Genomic DNA, 14,854 nt, shown 5'->3' with positions numbered 1-14,854 from the left:
AAAAGTCCGGGGGTATTTTCAATTATTTTTTAATTCCTGCTCCAGCTCACGAAGACTTTCAGCAAGCTTTTTCTTTTCTTCTTCAAAGTGGGCATCGTTTTTAAAAGCAGGAGCTGAAGGTTCTAGCTCTTCATTTTCTCTTAGCCAATCCGGCGTCAATTCCTTGCGAACAACGCGCTTTTTAGTAGCGTAGGAAAGCGGCTTTTCAGTCTGCTGACTCGCTAGCGTGCGCTGTGATGTTACATAATGCTTATGAAAAAGATGCTGTTTAATGTAGGCAAATGCTCGAATGGTATCTCCGCTGTAGTTAGGCACGTAGTGATCAAATGCTTCATGCAGTCCAGCTAGCGCCTCTTCTATAGGTATTTCGCTTTTGGCGACTTCGTACATATGCTTCAAGTCACTCGCTGAAGGATACACTCCTCGGTTTCTTCTAGCAATAAAAGCGGCTTCTAACGTTTGTACGTAAGCGTCATGCGCGGCTTCTTCTCTTTTTATTTGATTTGTATTTTCTGCTGTAGTCTCTGTTAATGACGCCGTCACAGTGAGTGAATCCGCTGCTTCAATTTGACTCTCTCCTTCTGTCAAATTGACATCTTCGAGCTCTTCAAATTCATCGCTTGGCATAAGCTCTTCTAGTTTCTTATAATCAATCCGGTACCAGACCGTGTTGTTAAATTTAGAGCGGTTGTACTTTCCTTTTACAATCAGGCCTTCTTTTTCAAGCTTTGAAATGATGCGTTGAATCGTTGAAAGCGACCAAAATGGAAACTGCTGCAGCCACTGCTGATTGGTGTTGTATACCCACGTATATCCGTCCTGCACGTTTACGCTTTTTTCAAGCCAGTAGTGAAGCTGCTGAAGAAACAGGGCTCCGTTCACTCCTACTTTGACTGCCAGCGCCGGTAGTACAATTAACGGCTGATCTTTTAATAATAATTTACTCATTATATCATCTCCTTTGTTATGTAAAATAGCTACTATATATATACAAAGAAAATGAAAAAACGGGGATGCCCGTTTTAAAATTATGTTAAAATATAGAAAAAATGAGGTGAGCATATGATACGTCCAGGCAGAATTGGCGATGAAGCAGGCATTGCAAATGTACACGTAGAAAGCTGGAAATCAACTTATAAAGGACTTGTTCCGGATTCTTTTTTAGATTCTTTGAGCGCTGAAAAGCGAAAGCCCGTCTGGAAAAAGCAGCTGGAATCAAATTCTATTTTTGTTGCAGAAGAAAACGGTCAAATCGTAGGCTTTGCTTCTTATGGCAAAGAAAGAACCAGCAAGCATCCTTTCTATAAAGGAGAACTGTATGCCATGTATTTACTCGCAGAGCATCAGCGAAAAGGAATCGGAAAAGCGCTTATGCATAAAATAGCGCAAGAGTTGGCAAACCAACATATACATACGATGCTCACATGGGCTTTTGAACAAAACGGCGCCTGTCAGTTTTACGAAGCGCTTGGCGGAAAAAAAATCGATCGTGCTGAGGTTGTTATTGAGGGGACCTCCCTATCTGAAGTGGCTTTTGGATGGGACACGCTTAAAAATTTGTAAGACAACTCTCTGGACAGATTTTTTTCTTCACGGTAAACTGTTTAGTTGGTATAAAAGAAAGGATGACTTACCGTGACGAATTCTACTTATCGAAACATTATTTTGCTGGTTCTTTGTGTCACAGCGGGTATCGTCGATGTGATTGGCTACTTAAGCCTTGGCCATATCTTTACTGCAAACATGACCGGAAACATCGTGCTGCTCGGGTTAGCAATCGGAAACTCGCTTGAAACAACTGTTTTTCACTCTCTGACAGCTTTAGGAGGCTTTATTATAGGAGTTGTAGGCGCTGCAATCCTTGTTGGAAACAAAGAAAAAACGTTTTGGCCTAAAGCCGTAACGATCGCGCTTGGAATAGAAGGATTAATTTTACTTGTTTTTGCACTTTTATCTTCGTTTTCTCCTTCTTTACACTTAACTTACTTATTTATTTTCTTATTAAGCTCAGCGATGGGTCTTCAAACAACGGCGGCTCGAAAGCTTGGCGTAGCCGGCATTTCCACAACTGTATTGACAGGGACGCTTGCTAACTTTTTTGAAGACGTAACGGCACGTTTTCGCAGTTCTCGCTACCGCAAAACGTTTAACACCGATGCTATTCTTCGCGCGCTGTCTCTTGTGCTTTACTGCTTTGGCGCTGTTATCGCCGCGCTTGCAGAGCCTGCTTATAAATTTGAAATTATTTGGCTGCCCATTGTGATTTTGTTAGCCATTATCATTTTTGTCAGCACGAAGTTTCACTCTGATTCAGAAAAATAATAATAAACCGAGGCTGGGATAAAAGTATTTTAGTCAAAGGAAAATCCGAACGAGTTTGATTCTTGATTGAGAATCAAATTTGTTCGGATTTTTATTAGTATAGTGAACGTTCATATATATAGCAGCTTCTAGCTGTTGATTGGAGGGCAAGACGAAGACTCCTGCGGGAAAAGCGGGCTAAGTGAGACCCCGCAGGAGTGAAAGCGACGAGGAGGCTCACCAGCCGCCCGCGGAAAGCGAAGTCTTGCACGGAAATCAACAGTGCTGTAACAAGCGAACACAATAGCTCATCTATCCAATTTGTTCGCCTTGAGATTATATTGATTTAGTTATGTCTCAACCTTTTTCATTTTCCCGCTAGTGCCGCTAAAACGCCAAAAATGATTGCTGCTGCAGGCCCTACAATGAATAGTCCAATTAAAATCGATCGTATGGCTTCCCATAATGACCGCAAAGGACCTTGCTTAGACTCTGCTTTTTCCACTCTTTCCTCTAGGTGTTCGACTCTTTGCTGAAGCTTCGCTAGTTCCTGCGTAACATCTATTTGTTCGCTCATCGCTCAAGCTCCTTTTTACTCTACATTACCATATACTTCCTTACTAAAACGACTATTTATTTGTGATTACTTCAATGCCGATTTCGCGGTAAGCATTTAACACGGTTTCGTTCACATGTTCTTCTGTAATGAGCCAATCTAGTGAGTTGGCTGAACTGAACGTGTACGTTGACGATGTATTGAGTTTTTTAGCTGTTACAATAGCCGCTACTTCACTCGCACTTTTAATCATTTGGCTTTTAATGTGCATTTCTTCAAGCAAAGGAATGCTCATGCCGATTTTAGGATCGATTGCGTATACGCCTAAAAAACAGAGATCCGCTCGAATTTGTTTTAATGTATCAACCACGCTTTGTCCTACCGTGACCATCGATTCTTTTCGAAATGTCCCTCCAAGAGAAACAACTTCTACAAAGTCATGTTCCGCTAGTGCAACGGTAATTAACGGACTGTTTGTAATAACCGTGACGTTTAAATTCTTTGGAAAAGCTTTGACAAGCTGAATATTTGTTGTACTTCCGTCCATCAAGAGCACCTGCCCGTCTTTAATTAACGGAAGCGCCGCAACGGCAAGTGAATGCTTGACATCCATCAATTCACGTTTTCGCTCTTTGTAATCAACCGCAGACGTGGAACGCGGAAGCGCTCCTCCGTGTACGCGCTGCAGCAGTCCAAGCGCGTCCATTTCCCGCAGATCTCTGCGGATTGTATCTTCTGAAACATTCAGCGTTTGGCTAAGCGTGGTAGCCACAATTCGCCCTTCTTTTTCAAGCAAATTCATAATTTGTTTGCGTCTTTCTTGTTTTAACATTGCTTGTTCACCTGTTTTCTTTCTGCTTTTTACTTTATTATACTTGTTTCTTTTGTAAAAACAATGTAAAAACGCTTGATTATCAGTGTTTTTTCGTTTATTGTAGGATAAACAAGATAAAACACGCAAAAACAAGTAACAATAGTCAAAGGGAGAGATAGTTTATGAAGATGATTTTTACAGATTTGGATGGAACGCTTTTAAATAGCAGCAGTGAAATTAGCACAATTAATGCAGAAGCCATTAAAAAAGCGCAAAAACACGGAGTTGACGTCGTGGTTGCTACGGGGCGCGCTTATTTCGACGTGCAGGAAATTTTAAAAAAAGCTGAGCTTTCAAACCTTTGGGTGATTGCCGCAAACGGAGCGACTATTCATGACCCAAACGGACAGCTCAGACATTCTGTTCCGATTGATGCACATCACGTCAAAGAAGCGCTTCAGTGGCTGGATGCAAACGAATTTTACTATGAAGTGTTTGCTGAACATGCGATTTATACGCCAAACTCAGGCCGTGAGCTGCTGGCTATTGAAATTGACCGAGTAAAAAGCGCCAATAAAAACGCGGATGAAGAAAGACTTCATCACGCAGCGGCTAAGCAATACAGCCAAACGGGATTTGCCTTTGTTGCATCGTATGAAGATATTTTAAATACAAACGCTGAGCTTTATAACGTACTGGCTTTTTCATTTGATGATGAAAAACGACAAAAAGGCTGGGATCACTTTAGCAAGCAGCACGACATGACGCTTGTATCTTCGGCTGATCATAACTTCGAACTTGAACACAAAGACGCGTCAAAAGGAAACGCATTAACATACGTTGTAAAAGAGCTCGGCGGCTCTCTTCATGATACCATTGCTATTGGAGACAGCTTTAACGACGTATCCATGCTGCAAACGGCTGGAAAAGGAATCGCTATGGCAAATGCGCACGCGGAAATTAAAGCGTTAGCTGATGACGTTACATTAACAAACGATGAAAACGGAGTAGCTTCCGTTATTGAAAAAGTGTTAGAAGCACAGCTGGAAGCACATTAAAAAAACGCTTGGCATTTGCCAAGCGTTTTTAAATGGTCATGCGATAAATACCGACAAACCAGCTAAACAGCGCAACTAAAAACAACAGCCATGCGCTGGTTTTCTTTCTTTTTTGCCACTCGATTGCTCCTAAAACTAGCATCGTTAAACCTAAAAGTATATTTAAAAACGAAAGGAACTGGTAACTGTGAGTAAGCATGATATAAAGAGCCAGTCCAACAGTAATAATTGAAAAAATAAGTTGTAATGCTTTTAACAAAAAATCTCTCCTTACTTGTAATTCACGTCTTCATTCACACACGTCACTAAAGGCTTTTTTTCAAGACCTAAAAGCAGGTTCTGGACGGCTAAATCTGCCATGCGATTGCGCGTTTCGTACGTAGCACTTCCAATATGCGGCGTCACCAGTACGTTTGAAAGCTGCAGGAGCTTATGATCTGCCGGAAGCGGCTCTGGGTCTGTTACGTCCAGTGCGGCATACGCAATTTCTTCATTTTTCAGCGCTTCGTACAGTGCTTCCGTGTCCACTAATCCTCCGCGTGCTGCGTTCACAAAATACGTGCTGTTTTTCATAGCTTTAAATTCCGCTTCTCCGAACATGCCTTTGCTTTCATTTGAAAGCGGCACTAAGCATACGATACAGTCAGCTGTGTGAAGCAGCTCTTCAAATGAAAGGTATACGGCATCAAGCTCTTTTTCGGCTTCATGCTTGCGGCTTCGGTTGTGGTAAACGATGTTCATGCCCGATGCCTTTGCTCGTCTGGCAACGGCGCTTCCGATATCGCCCATTCCAACAATACCAAGCGTTTTTCCAAATAAATCAACGCCAAACAGCGTTTCCCAGTTTCCTTGTTTCACTTTTTCATAGCCTTCATGAATGCGGCGAGCTGCTGACAGCAAGAGACCAAACGTTAAGTCTGCCGTTGCTTCTACTAGAACGCCTGGCGTATTACTAAACGGCACCCCTTTTTTGGTGCATGCTTCGACATCTACACTGTCATACCCGACGCCTGATTGAGAAATAACGCGCAGATTCGGCGCTGCTTCTAACAGCTCTTCGTCCACTGTGATGTGGCCGATATTAAAAAAGCCGTCGGCGTCACGAAGCCAGTCGCGCAGCGTTTCTTGTGGAATCTTTCCTTCTCCTTCCCACATTTGAATATCGCAGTGCTCCGCTAGCTTCTCGTAAGCATTTGGCCACGTTTTTCCAGACATAACAACTTTGTATTTCCCCATGTGTATCTCTCCTTTTCCTTGTTCACTCATATGTATGAATAGTAACTAGCTATCCTATCATAAGCCTACTATAAAGATGAAACTTTTTCCATTCAGTAATCGTATTTATAGTAAGGGGGAATACGAATGTTTGAAGATGAAATGATATTTGAAGATGATCCGTCCGGAGATGACATTGTTTTTGAAGGTGATGTGCCCGATGACGTAAGCGGAGGCGCTTTTTTTCCAGACGACGCGTTATTTAACGGAATGCCTACGTTTGTGATGCTATTTTTTGTTATTGTTATTGGTATTTTTCTATTTTCTATTTTTAAAGGGATCGGCACTTGGAGTAAAAATGAGCAGTCTCCCCGTCTATCCGTAAAAGCAAAAATTACGGGCAAACGCACAAACGTCCACCGCCATGGCGGTCATGCTCACGAACATCATCACTCTCACACGTCTACAACTTACTACGTAACCTTCCAATTTGAAAGCACCGACCGCTCTGAATTTACGGTTTCAGGCCGCGAATACGGCATGCTAGCAGAAGGCGATGAAGGAATGCTGACGTTTCAAGGAACTCGTTTTTTGGATTTTCAAAGACATCCAAGTGAAGAACATACAGATGCCTAGGTTATGACCTCTTGCTTTTAGAGGTCTTTTTTACTGTAATGGAGCATTCATATAGCTAATGACTTATTTGTGCCCTTTTTACACTGTAGAAGAACGTTAATCCATATAAAAACATACCGTGTAACACATTCATTTAAACAGGCAGGTGATTTTATGTATTCTCCTTATTCAGGAAGCGGCCTCTACTACGGACATTACGGAGAAGCTCCTCATTCGCATCCTATTCAAACAATACTGGCGCAATACTGGCATGAAACCCACTATCCAGGTCCACACAAAAAATATGTACACGTGTATTATCTTAACCCGGCTTCTCTTCATTATTATCCAACCTACCAAAGGTTTTTGTAAAAAACTGGTGATTCCCAAACTTTTGTATTGTAAAATTAATTCATACACTTATTTATTAGAAAGGAGGCTAAAAAACAATGCGTAATTCTACAGCAAAAAATAGTGTGATAGTCACCACTTTGCTTTCTGCCCTATTTTTCTGCTTCATTTTAGTTCTTGGTTCGCTTTCTCCTCTAGCAAATTCAGGTCCCAACGTTAATACGTTCGGCTCAACAGGGCTGTGGTTATCTCTTGGCATGATTCTGTTTTTATATTTGTTGCCGTTAGCTTTTTATATGTTGGGAATCAATTTCTTAAAATTTATCATGGCCTCTTTTTGCAGCATTGGCCTTTTAATCGCTGCTAGTACTCTATTACTGATACCGGCTCTGTTTTTATTCGGATTAGAAGATTTCTCAAGAAACTTAGCTTCAATTATAGGAATAATGATTTCTTGTTTGGGTTTGCTGATTACGAATATTGTGTGGTTTGTTGCTGCGTTTAAAAGACCGTCGGCCACCGTGCAGGAAAGCGTTTAAAATGATGAAGAGGTTGAGGCATCTAAGTCCATTTTGCCTAAAGACGAACAAATTGGAGAGATGAGCTGAACTGCTTGGTACACCGCTGCTGATTTCCGTGCAAGACTTCGCTTTCCGCGGGCGGCCGGTGAGCCTCCTCGTAGCTTCCGCTCCTGCGGGGTCTCACCTGTTCCGCTTTCCCCGCAGGAGTCTTCGTCTTGCTCTCCAATCATCAGCTAGAAGCAGCCGCATACATATCCACGTTCATCTCACCAATAAAAAAACCGGAACGAATTTCATTCTCCATCAAGAATTTTAATTCATCGTTCTGATCTTGCTTCAACTAACATACTTTTGTCCCAACCTCTTTTTATAGCTCGGTAGGCAAGTAGTGCAAATACATATCCAGGCAATCTTCATACTGAGACAACACGTTCATCGTTTTTTTATGAGGTTTTGTATAAATAAGTGAATAGTCCACTTCCCCCCGTGCAGAATTCACTGGAAAAGCCACTTTTTCTTTTTTTAGCGAAAAGTCCGCCTGCACTCCTTCTTTATTTCCTCTTGCGTCTAATCGAATCCATCTCTCTTCACTTTTAATGTAAACTGCATTTAGGGCATGAATACAGTAGCCTGTGTCTATCGTATCTCCAAGTATCAGCCTTTGATAACAAAAGCCTGCAGGAATCCCTTCTGCACGCAGCAAAGCAGCTAATAGATTACACTTGCTGTAACAAATTCCTTCCTTTTCTTTTAAAGCCTCTGAAGCGGTTTTCGTGATGATTTTGCTTTGAATATCCCAGGAATGAGATACTTCATCTCTCACAAACTCATATGCTTTTTTTATGTACGCTAGGGAAGAATGAGGCAAGCCGCTTTTGAGTTCACGTACCTTTTGTTGAATCAAAGGATGTGTAAAGTTCACTTCTGGAAGTTCTTGCGTGTAGTCTTCTTTTTCCAACGATTCACAAATTAATTTCATTTACTTTTTCCTCCTCTTATATTCATCATATGTTTTTTTATACATAATATTGTATTTTATTACATATTTTTATATAATGAAAGACCACTTAAACGGAAAACGATAGTAGATACAAGATTGAAAGAGGTTTTGTTTTTGGTGACGTTATTTTTAACAAATGTGCTGCTCGGTCTTTCGATTGCCCTTCCCGTTGGTACGGTGACAATTGAAATGACAAAACAAGGTTTAAAAAACGGGTTTCTTCACGGATGGGTTGTCGGACTCGGAGGGATGACGGTTGATTTATTATTAATTGTGCTTCTTTACTCTGGACTGGCTTCTGTTTTATCGGCTCCTTTTATACAGCTTATCATGTGGCTTATAGGAGCGCTTTTTTTACTTTATATTGGCTATGACAGCATTAAACATGCCGACCATGATATAACAGCTCCTGGAGAACACGTAAAAAAGTCGTTTGCCTCTTCTTATGTGAACGGGATCTTTGTTGCGATTTCTCCTAGCAATCTCATTTTTTGGCTCAGCGTGTTTGGAACGGTGCTGACCAATTCGCTTCAATCCTCTCATTCTTTTCATTTCCTGCTGATTGCTGCCGGAATATTAACAGGGATTTTAATTCATGACCTAGGCTTAATGACGATTGTCTCTGGAACTAGAAAAGTACTGAATCAGTTTTATATTAAATGGGTTTCTATTGCCGCAGGATGTATCTTAATTGGTTTTTCATGCTATTTCCTCTACCGATTTGTTGAGAATCTGGACATGTATTTTTAATGTTTCTACATATTTTATGACGTGCTATATCCCCTCTTTATCTAGTATAGAGAGGGAATTTTTATCATCTATCAGGGACTATCAGACAAAAAGTTCACAATTTCGTCACATTTCTATTGATTTTTTTCTCTTTTTATACGAAAATATAAAAAAGGGAGGAAATATCATGAAAATCAAAAAAGCACTTCGCATCTTTATTGGATCAAACGTTCTTGTATTATTAACATTTGGCCTTCTTCCAGCACTATTAGTTAACCCGGATATTGACCTAATTCAATCATTTATTAATTATATAGGCAAGGATTAATTCCGCTTAAAATAGTCTAAATTTTCAATCTATTATTTTTATAAAAAAAGACAGCTCAGGCTGTCTTTTTTAGTAGGTTTACACGTTTATTTAGTTGAAAACAGCTTTTGAACATCTACTTTTTGGTCTTTAACAATCGTATATGTCGCCTGTTTTTTATCTTCAAAACTAAACGCTTTTATGTAGTCATCATCATAAATCGTTAAACCGTACGCATCTTTTCCGTTTTCGACGATTTTTACCCAGTAAGCTTGGTCAAACTTTGGGTCGAGCTCCTTGCTTTTTTTTACTTCTATTTTTGCCAAAGAATGTACGATTTGCTTTATCTCTTTTTTATCATCTACTACACGTTTTCCTTCGTCCGTATCTATTTCAATACGCGTAACGTTTGCTTCGTCTACTTTTATGACGTCTTTTAACTGATAGGCTTTCCCGGTATATGTAAAATAAAATACGACGATAAATAAAAGTGCAGCTATAATAATTGTTCTTTTTTTCAAAAGGAACCTCCTTTTCTACATCACCCTGCATTCACGTGATACACCTTTTTATTCCTCCTGTTCCGCAGCCCTTTAGTACAATGCTGCTTCCTACAAGTAAACTATACGTTACTCCCGGAACAGGAAGTACTAACGTTACCATCAACAGTAACATGCCCGTACTTGTAAGAGCTACTCCGGCAGCTCGATTTTTCATTCCTTTCACCACCGTTGCTCTGTAAATCTCTTTTTTATAAAGTGATAGAAGTAATATTGATCTACTGTTTACTTATGTGCTTTTAACTTATAGTACAGAAATGTCAAAACTTCTACTAGTAACATCACTACTTCACATTACCTTCTCTGTTTAACTAACTCATCATGATTTATGAAATAAAAACAGCTCATCTACTGTTGCTCCCAGCTCCTCAGCCAGCTGAAAAGCTAGCGTTAAGCTTGGATCATACTTATTGTTTTCAATTGCATTAATCGTTTGTCTCGATACGTCGCATACTTTTGCCAGTTCATCCTGAGACATTCGCTTGCTTTTACGCAGTTCTTTAATTCGATTTTCCACCATTCATCACTCATCTCTAAAATGTAAAAAACTTTTTACATCCATATCTTATATTATTTTTCTTGTTACTGTCAAATATGTTTGACAAATCAATGTCTCTTACCTACCTAAAAAAGAGATTGATCCAATCTAAAGACGAAAAAATGAGAGAAATGATTGAGTATAAATCGCTTGTTACACCGCTGTTGATTTCCGTGCAAGGTCTCGCTTTCCGCGGGCGGCCGCTGAGCCTCCTCGTCACTTTCGCTCCTGCGGGGTCTCACCTGTGCCGCTTTTCCCGCAGGAGTCTTCGCCTTGCCCTCCAATCAACCGCTAGAAGCAACGAAATAGATTAAACACCTGTGCACCCTCTCAATAAAAAAAGCCGTACTTATTCATGTAAATACCACCTTTACTTTTACATATTTACAATAACTACACAGAAATTAATATAAAAAAGCACAAACTCCTTAAAGGAAGCTTGTGCTTTTCTATTTCATTGTTTGTTAAAGCTCCTTGCTCATATTAAACCACTGCACGCCTGCATGCTGAGACTCCGCTACTCCTTGATTCACATATCCGTTTTTTTCGTAAAACGGAATCAATTCTTCTTTACATGTTAAAGTAACCGTTAAGCGCTGTTTGTCCTGCGCTTGCTTTTCAAACTCTCTTAGCAGCATACTGGCAATTCCTTTGTGATGATGATTGGGATTTACAACGATACCTAAAATGCTTTGATGACCGCCTGCCTCAGGGTTCGAAATCGTTTTTTCAAACAAATCATCCGTAATAAACGGAGCTGAAATGACGGGACCGTTCACATATCCGATTATTTCTTCATTTTCTTGAGCGATGATAAACGTATCAGGAATAGTGTTGATCCGCGTGATAAATGCATCTTTTGAGGCAGCTTCTGCAGGTGTAAAGCCTTTGTTTTCTAACGTAATTAATTGGTTTAAATCTTTTTCCTCCACTTGTCTTATAATCATTGGAACGTTTCCTTTCATTATGTATTTTCTTTTTTCTCTAAAAGCTTCTATTACATATAACTATCTCTTTCTACTATATATAAAAATGCCCAAACAAAAAAGGATTGACCTCTGCATCATACAGAATTCAACCCTACTTCGCTTTTTAATTAACATCTTGATTATTTGATAAATGCTCCAAACGGCTTGCCCACCGGAAGCACAATTCGACCATAGTGAGTATTTAATATAGCCGCTGCAGATCCATAGAATGAAAACAGAGCAATCAATAGCTCTGACACTGCTGCTAGTAAGTGCGTGTATTCATATGCCACACCAAATGTACTTAGCGATAATCCAATGAATAAGAAATCAATTAACACAAAAATAATAAATAATACTTTATGAGTGCCCATTGCTCCAACTGTCATAAAAACGCTGAAAATCAAGTAGCCGACAAAAGCAAATGCGAGCTGCTTTGGATCCGCTTCTTTTGCGAGCGCTTCTCCAAATGCTCCAAGCTGAATAAGCCATGTCATAGCTACACCTAGCCAAAATAACCCGAAGGCACCAAAAGCAGTTGCGCCGAAGGTATTATTATGTTTGAAATCTTGCATAGACGCGATTAACTGTCCTATTCCGCCTAAAAAAACCGCCCATGGCAATACCAATGAAACACCATCGGTTACCCCAAGCTTTTGAAACGATGCAACAAGTGTCACCATGGCAAGTCCGAATAGACCTAGCGCTGATGGATCCGCTGTTACAATTTTAACGTGCTGCGTGCTGTTGTTACTCATGTTGTACCTCCCTGATTTTAAAAACACCTTTAAAAAGATACAAAAATGTGCGGGAAGTGTCAATGGATATTTTTGGCCTTTTAAAATCCCATAAGACCAAGCAGTGTAGCGGTTACACTGCTTGGCCTTTACTTTCTTATTATTAAACGTTTTGTAATAAATTTTTTCTGGTTTGTTTTGCAGACTCAACCATCACTTTTAAAGCTTCAACCGTCTCGCTTATTCCTCTTGTTTTAAGGCCGCAGTCGGGATTAATCCAAAATAATGCAGGATCAAGCACCTTTAGAGCGCGGTCAATGTTTCGCTGAAGCTCTTCAAGCTTCGGTACGCGCGGGCTGTGAATATCATATACGCCAAGTCCAATTCCTTGATTGTACGTATGTTTTTCAAACGCATAAATTAATTCACCGTGGCTTTTAGACGTTTCAATGGAAATCACGTCGGCTTCCAGCGCTTTAATCGCATCAATAATCTCTTCGAATTCTGAATAGCACATATGCGTGTGAATTTGCGTCTCGTTTTGCACCGATACCGTCGCTAGCTTGAACGCATACACCGCAGCATTTAAGTAGCTGTCCCAGTTTTCTCGTTTTAACGGCAGTCCTTCACGCAGCGCCGGTTCATCTACTTGAATCATTGAAATGCCCTGACTTTCAAGTGCTTCTACTTCTTTTCTAAGAGCAAGCGCAATTTGATTTGCGACGTCGTAGCGCGGGATATCATCACGCACAAACGACCAGTTTAAAATCGTAATCGGACCCGTCAGCATTCCTTTAACCGGCTTATTTGTTAGAGACTGTGCGTAGACCGTTTCTTTGATCGTCATCGCCTGCTCATACGATACATCTCCGTAAATAAGCGGCGGCTTCACGCAGCGAGAACCGTAAGATTGCACCCAGCCAAACTTCGTAAACTGAAAGCCTCCTAATTTCTCACCGAAGTATTCGACCATATCCGTACGCTCAAACTCTCCGTGCACAAGGACATCTAAGCCGATGTTTTCTTGAATTTCAATCCATTTTTTTATTTCCTCGTTAATGTACGCTTCATATGCTTCATCGCTTAACTCGCCTTTACGCCATTTTAGACGCTCTTTTCGCACTTCTTTTGTTTGCGGAAAGCTTCCAATCGTGGTCGTTGGAAGAAGCGGCAGTTGAAACGCTTCTTGCTGAACGCGCTGACGTACGTCAAACGGCGCTTGTCGCTCTGCTTTATAGCTGTGCAGCTGCTTCAGCTCTTTTTGCACATCTTGACAATTTCGAAAAGATGATCCATTTAATGCTTGAATTGCCTGCTTGCTTACGCTTATTTCTTCTTCTATTGCTTCTTTTCCTTGCTGCACCGCTTTTGTTAACAGCGTAATTTCCTTTAGCTTTTCATCTGCAAAAGAGAGCGCATTTTTCAATACTGGATCAATCGTCTCTTCATTTTTCACCGTGACAGGAACATGTAGCAGACTTGATGAAGGCTGAAGAATCAAACGGTCTTTTGATACGGCTTCTTCAATTTCACTGATCGTTAAAAGCTGCTCGTCCAAATTTTCACGCCAAATGTTTCGTCCGTCAATCACTCCTGCTGCCAGCACTTTATCAGTTGGAAAACCATATTTATTAAGGGCAGTGAGATTTTCGCCTCGGTCATGCACAAAGTCTAAACCAATTCCTTCAACAGGAAGAGACACGACTTCTTTATAGTAATCAACGCTGTCAAAATACGTTTGTAAAATGACTTTTACATTCGGTGCTGCTTCCTTCAAAGCTTGATAGACTTCTTTGTAAAGCGCCAGGTCTTCTTTTGATAGCGTTGTAGCTAAAACCGGCTCATCTATTTGTACCCACTCTACTCCTTCTGCTTGCAGCTCCGCTAAGATAGTTGCATAAAGCGGAACAAATTGTTCAACTACTTCTTTAAACTCACTTTTTTTATATCCTTTTGACAGCTTCACAAATGTTACTGGACCTAAAACAACGGGCTTGCCTTCAATATTCAGCTTCTGTTTTGCTTCTTTGTAAAATTGAAGCGGGCGATTTTCTACAAGTGCCGGCGTACATTCCTCAAGCTCTGGTACGATATAGTGATAATTTGTGTTAAACCATTTTGTCATCGTAGAAGCTACCGCACCTTTTGTTCCTCGCGCGATGTCAAAATACGTTTCAAGCGATACCGCTCCCCCATCATAATCAAAGCGCTTTGGCACTAGACCGAACATAGCGGCTGTATCTAACACGTGATCGTATAAGCTAAAATCGCCGACTGGAATCAATTCAATTCCTGCGTCACGCTGTTTTTTTAAATGCCCTAGACGAAGAGATTCAATTTCCTGCAGAAAGATATCTTTCTCTAGTTTTCCTGCCCAAAACTGCTCAAGCGCTTTTTTCCATTCTCGTTTTTCACCAATTCTTGGATAACCTAAGTTTGAACTTTTTACACTGCTCATTTTTTCCACTCCCTGTATATTTTTTTATCGGTAAACTAAAAAATCTCTCTTTTCGAAATGAAAAGAGAGATGATACGCATACTTAACTAAAGTTGAGATAGCCTGTTTTTCTCAACACGTATTCCT

General features: G+C 40.4%; 21 protein-coding genes. 8 read left to right on the top strand and 13 right to left on the bottom strand.

The genetic code is table 11. The features are described 5' to 3' along the window. Positions 1-18 precede the first annotated feature (18 nt). Positions 19-948, bottom strand: a complete 930-nt coding sequence (locus tag ACFX4R_RS02900) for a hypothetical protein (protein ID WP_377568725.1) — start codon at positions 946-948, stop codon at positions 19-21. A gap of 114 nt (positions 949-1,062) precedes the next feature. On the opposite strand from ACFX4R_RS02900, the gene ACFX4R_RS02895 reads away from it, so the two are divergent. Then, positions 1,063-1,563, top strand: a complete 501-nt coding sequence (locus ACFX4R_RS02895) for a GNAT family N-acetyltransferase (RefSeq protein ID WP_377568722.1) — start codon at positions 1,063-1,065, stop codon at positions 1,561-1,563. A gap of 72 nt (positions 1,564-1,635) precedes the next feature. Beyond that, a complete protein-coding gene (locus tag ACFX4R_RS02890; RefSeq protein WP_043981119.1) occupies positions 1,636-2,322 on the top strand; it encodes a YoaK family protein in 687 nt (228 codons plus the stop codon). A 346-nt stretch (positions 2,323-2,668) separates the two neighbouring features. Here ACFX4R_RS02890 and ACFX4R_RS02885 read toward each other — a convergent pair whose 3' ends face one another. Both ACFX4R_RS02885 and ACFX4R_RS02880 read right to left on the bottom strand, forming a co-directional pair. Next, positions 2,669-2,878: a hypothetical protein gene (locus ACFX4R_RS02885; protein WP_162215279.1), complete on the bottom strand. Its 210-nt coding sequence runs from the start codon at positions 2,876-2,878 to the stop codon at positions 2,669-2,671. Positions 2,879-2,930: 52 nt separating this feature from the next. Next, complete coding sequence (locus ACFX4R_RS02880; RefSeq protein ID WP_014458988.1) at positions 2,931-3,689, bottom strand: DeoR/GlpR family DNA-binding transcription regulator; 759 nt, start codon at positions 3,687-3,689, stop codon at positions 2,931-2,933. Between the two features lie 164 nt (positions 3,690-3,853). Between ACFX4R_RS02880 and ACFX4R_RS02875 the strand changes: the two genes are divergently transcribed. Continuing rightward, positions 3,854-4,729, top strand: a complete 876-nt coding sequence (locus tag ACFX4R_RS02875; RefSeq protein ID WP_377568718.1) for a Cof-type HAD-IIB family hydrolase — start codon at positions 3,854-3,856, stop codon at positions 4,727-4,729. 28 nt (positions 4,730-4,757) lie between these two features. Here ACFX4R_RS02875 and ACFX4R_RS02870 read toward each other — a convergent pair whose 3' ends face one another. Together ACFX4R_RS02870 and ACFX4R_RS02865 are read right to left on the bottom strand one after the other, a co-directional pair. After that, positions 4,758-4,988 (bottom strand): YczI family protein, encoded by a 231-nt coding sequence (locus ACFX4R_RS02870; RefSeq protein WP_043981110.1) that lies wholly within the window; start codon positions 4,986-4,988, stop codon positions 4,758-4,760. 11 nt (positions 4,989-4,999) lie between these two features. After that, positions 5,000-5,965, bottom strand: coding sequence for a 2-hydroxyacid dehydrogenase (locus tag ACFX4R_RS02865; protein ID WP_377568715.1), 966 nt, complete (start codon positions 5,963-5,965; stop codon positions 5,000-5,002). A 126-nt stretch (positions 5,966-6,091) separates the two neighbouring features. Between ACFX4R_RS02865 and ACFX4R_RS02860 the strand changes: the two genes are divergently transcribed. The 3 genes from ACFX4R_RS02860 (at position 6,092) to ACFX4R_RS02850 (ending at position 7,449) form a co-directional block, all read left to right on the top strand. Further along, entirely contained in the window at positions 6,092-6,580 is a 489-nt protein-coding gene (locus ACFX4R_RS02860; RefSeq protein ID WP_016765014.1) for a DUF2500 domain-containing protein, read from the top strand. A gap of 153 nt (positions 6,581-6,733) precedes the next feature. Further along, positions 6,734-6,931, top strand: a complete 198-nt coding sequence (locus tag ACFX4R_RS02855) for a hypothetical protein (RefSeq protein WP_043981104.1) — start codon at positions 6,734-6,736, stop codon at positions 6,929-6,931. Between the two features lie 77 nt (positions 6,932-7,008). Then, complete coding sequence (locus tag ACFX4R_RS02850) at positions 7,009-7,449, top strand: DUF5391 family protein (protein ID WP_377568712.1); 441 nt, start codon at positions 7,009-7,011, stop codon at positions 7,447-7,449. Here the strand turns inward: ACFX4R_RS02850 and ACFX4R_RS02845 are convergent. Both ACFX4R_RS02845 and ACFX4R_RS02840 read right to left on the bottom strand, forming a co-directional pair. Continuing rightward, on the bottom strand, positions 7,446-7,661 hold the full coding sequence (locus ACFX4R_RS02845; RefSeq protein ID WP_340448161.1) for a hypothetical protein: 216 nt from the start codon (positions 7,659-7,661) through the stop codon (positions 7,446-7,448). The genes ACFX4R_RS02850 and ACFX4R_RS02845 overlap by 4 nt on opposite strands. A gap of 137 nt (positions 7,662-7,798) precedes the next feature. Further along, positions 7,799-8,410 (bottom strand): transglutaminase-like domain-containing protein, encoded by a 612-nt coding sequence (locus tag ACFX4R_RS02840; protein ID WP_340448163.1) that lies wholly within the window; start codon positions 8,408-8,410, stop codon positions 7,799-7,801. A gap of 138 nt (positions 8,411-8,548) precedes the next feature. Between ACFX4R_RS02840 and ACFX4R_RS02835 the strand changes: the two genes are divergently transcribed. After that, positions 8,549-9,181 (top strand): LysE family translocator, encoded by a 633-nt coding sequence (locus ACFX4R_RS02835; protein WP_377569065.1) that lies wholly within the window; start codon positions 8,549-8,551, stop codon positions 9,179-9,181. 166 nt (positions 9,182-9,347) lie between these two features. Further along, positions 9,348-9,488: a hypothetical protein gene (locus tag ACFX4R_RS02830; RefSeq protein WP_013058226.1), complete on the top strand. Its 141-nt coding sequence runs from the start codon at positions 9,348-9,350 to the stop codon at positions 9,486-9,488. A gap of 86 nt (positions 9,489-9,574) precedes the next feature. Here ACFX4R_RS02830 and ACFX4R_RS02825 read toward each other — a convergent pair whose 3' ends face one another. From ACFX4R_RS02825 to metE, 6 genes are all read right to left on the bottom strand, one after another. Continuing rightward, positions 9,575-9,988: a DUF5301 domain-containing protein gene (locus ACFX4R_RS02825; RefSeq protein WP_098524857.1), complete on the bottom strand. Its 414-nt coding sequence runs from the start codon at positions 9,986-9,988 to the stop codon at positions 9,575-9,577. A gap of 31 nt (positions 9,989-10,019) precedes the next feature. Continuing rightward, positions 10,020-10,184: a hypothetical protein gene (locus ACFX4R_RS02820; protein WP_165574848.1), complete on the bottom strand. Its 165-nt coding sequence runs from the start codon at positions 10,182-10,184 to the stop codon at positions 10,020-10,022. A 162-nt stretch (positions 10,185-10,346) separates the two neighbouring features. Then, positions 10,347-10,547: a helix-turn-helix transcriptional regulator gene (locus tag ACFX4R_RS02815; RefSeq protein WP_377568706.1), complete on the bottom strand. Its 201-nt coding sequence runs from the start codon at positions 10,545-10,547 to the stop codon at positions 10,347-10,349. A 482-nt stretch (positions 10,548-11,029) separates the two neighbouring features. Beyond that, complete coding sequence (locus ACFX4R_RS02810; protein WP_043981100.1) at positions 11,030-11,530, bottom strand: GNAT family N-acetyltransferase; 501 nt, start codon at positions 11,528-11,530, stop codon at positions 11,030-11,032. Between the two features lie 143 nt (positions 11,531-11,673). Beyond that, a complete protein-coding gene (locus tag ACFX4R_RS02805) occupies positions 11,674-12,291 on the bottom strand; it encodes an acetate uptake transporter (protein ID WP_377568703.1) in 618 nt (205 codons plus the stop codon). Positions 12,292-12,433: 142 nt separating this feature from the next. Further along, on the bottom strand, positions 12,434-14,728 hold the full coding sequence (metE, locus tag ACFX4R_RS02800) for a 5-methyltetrahydropteroyltriglutamate--homocysteine S-methyltransferase (RefSeq protein ID WP_377568700.1): 2,295 nt from the start codon (positions 14,726-14,728) through the stop codon (positions 12,434-12,436). Between the last annotated feature and the right edge of the window lie 126 nt (positions 14,729-14,854).

Source organism: Priestia sp. YIM B13490 (genome assembly GCF_042787735.1).
GTDB classification, from domain to species: domain Bacteria; phylum Bacillota; class Bacilli; order Bacillales; family Bacillaceae_H; genus Priestia; species Priestia megaterium.
This window is presented reverse-complemented; position numbering and strand designations above follow the sequence as displayed.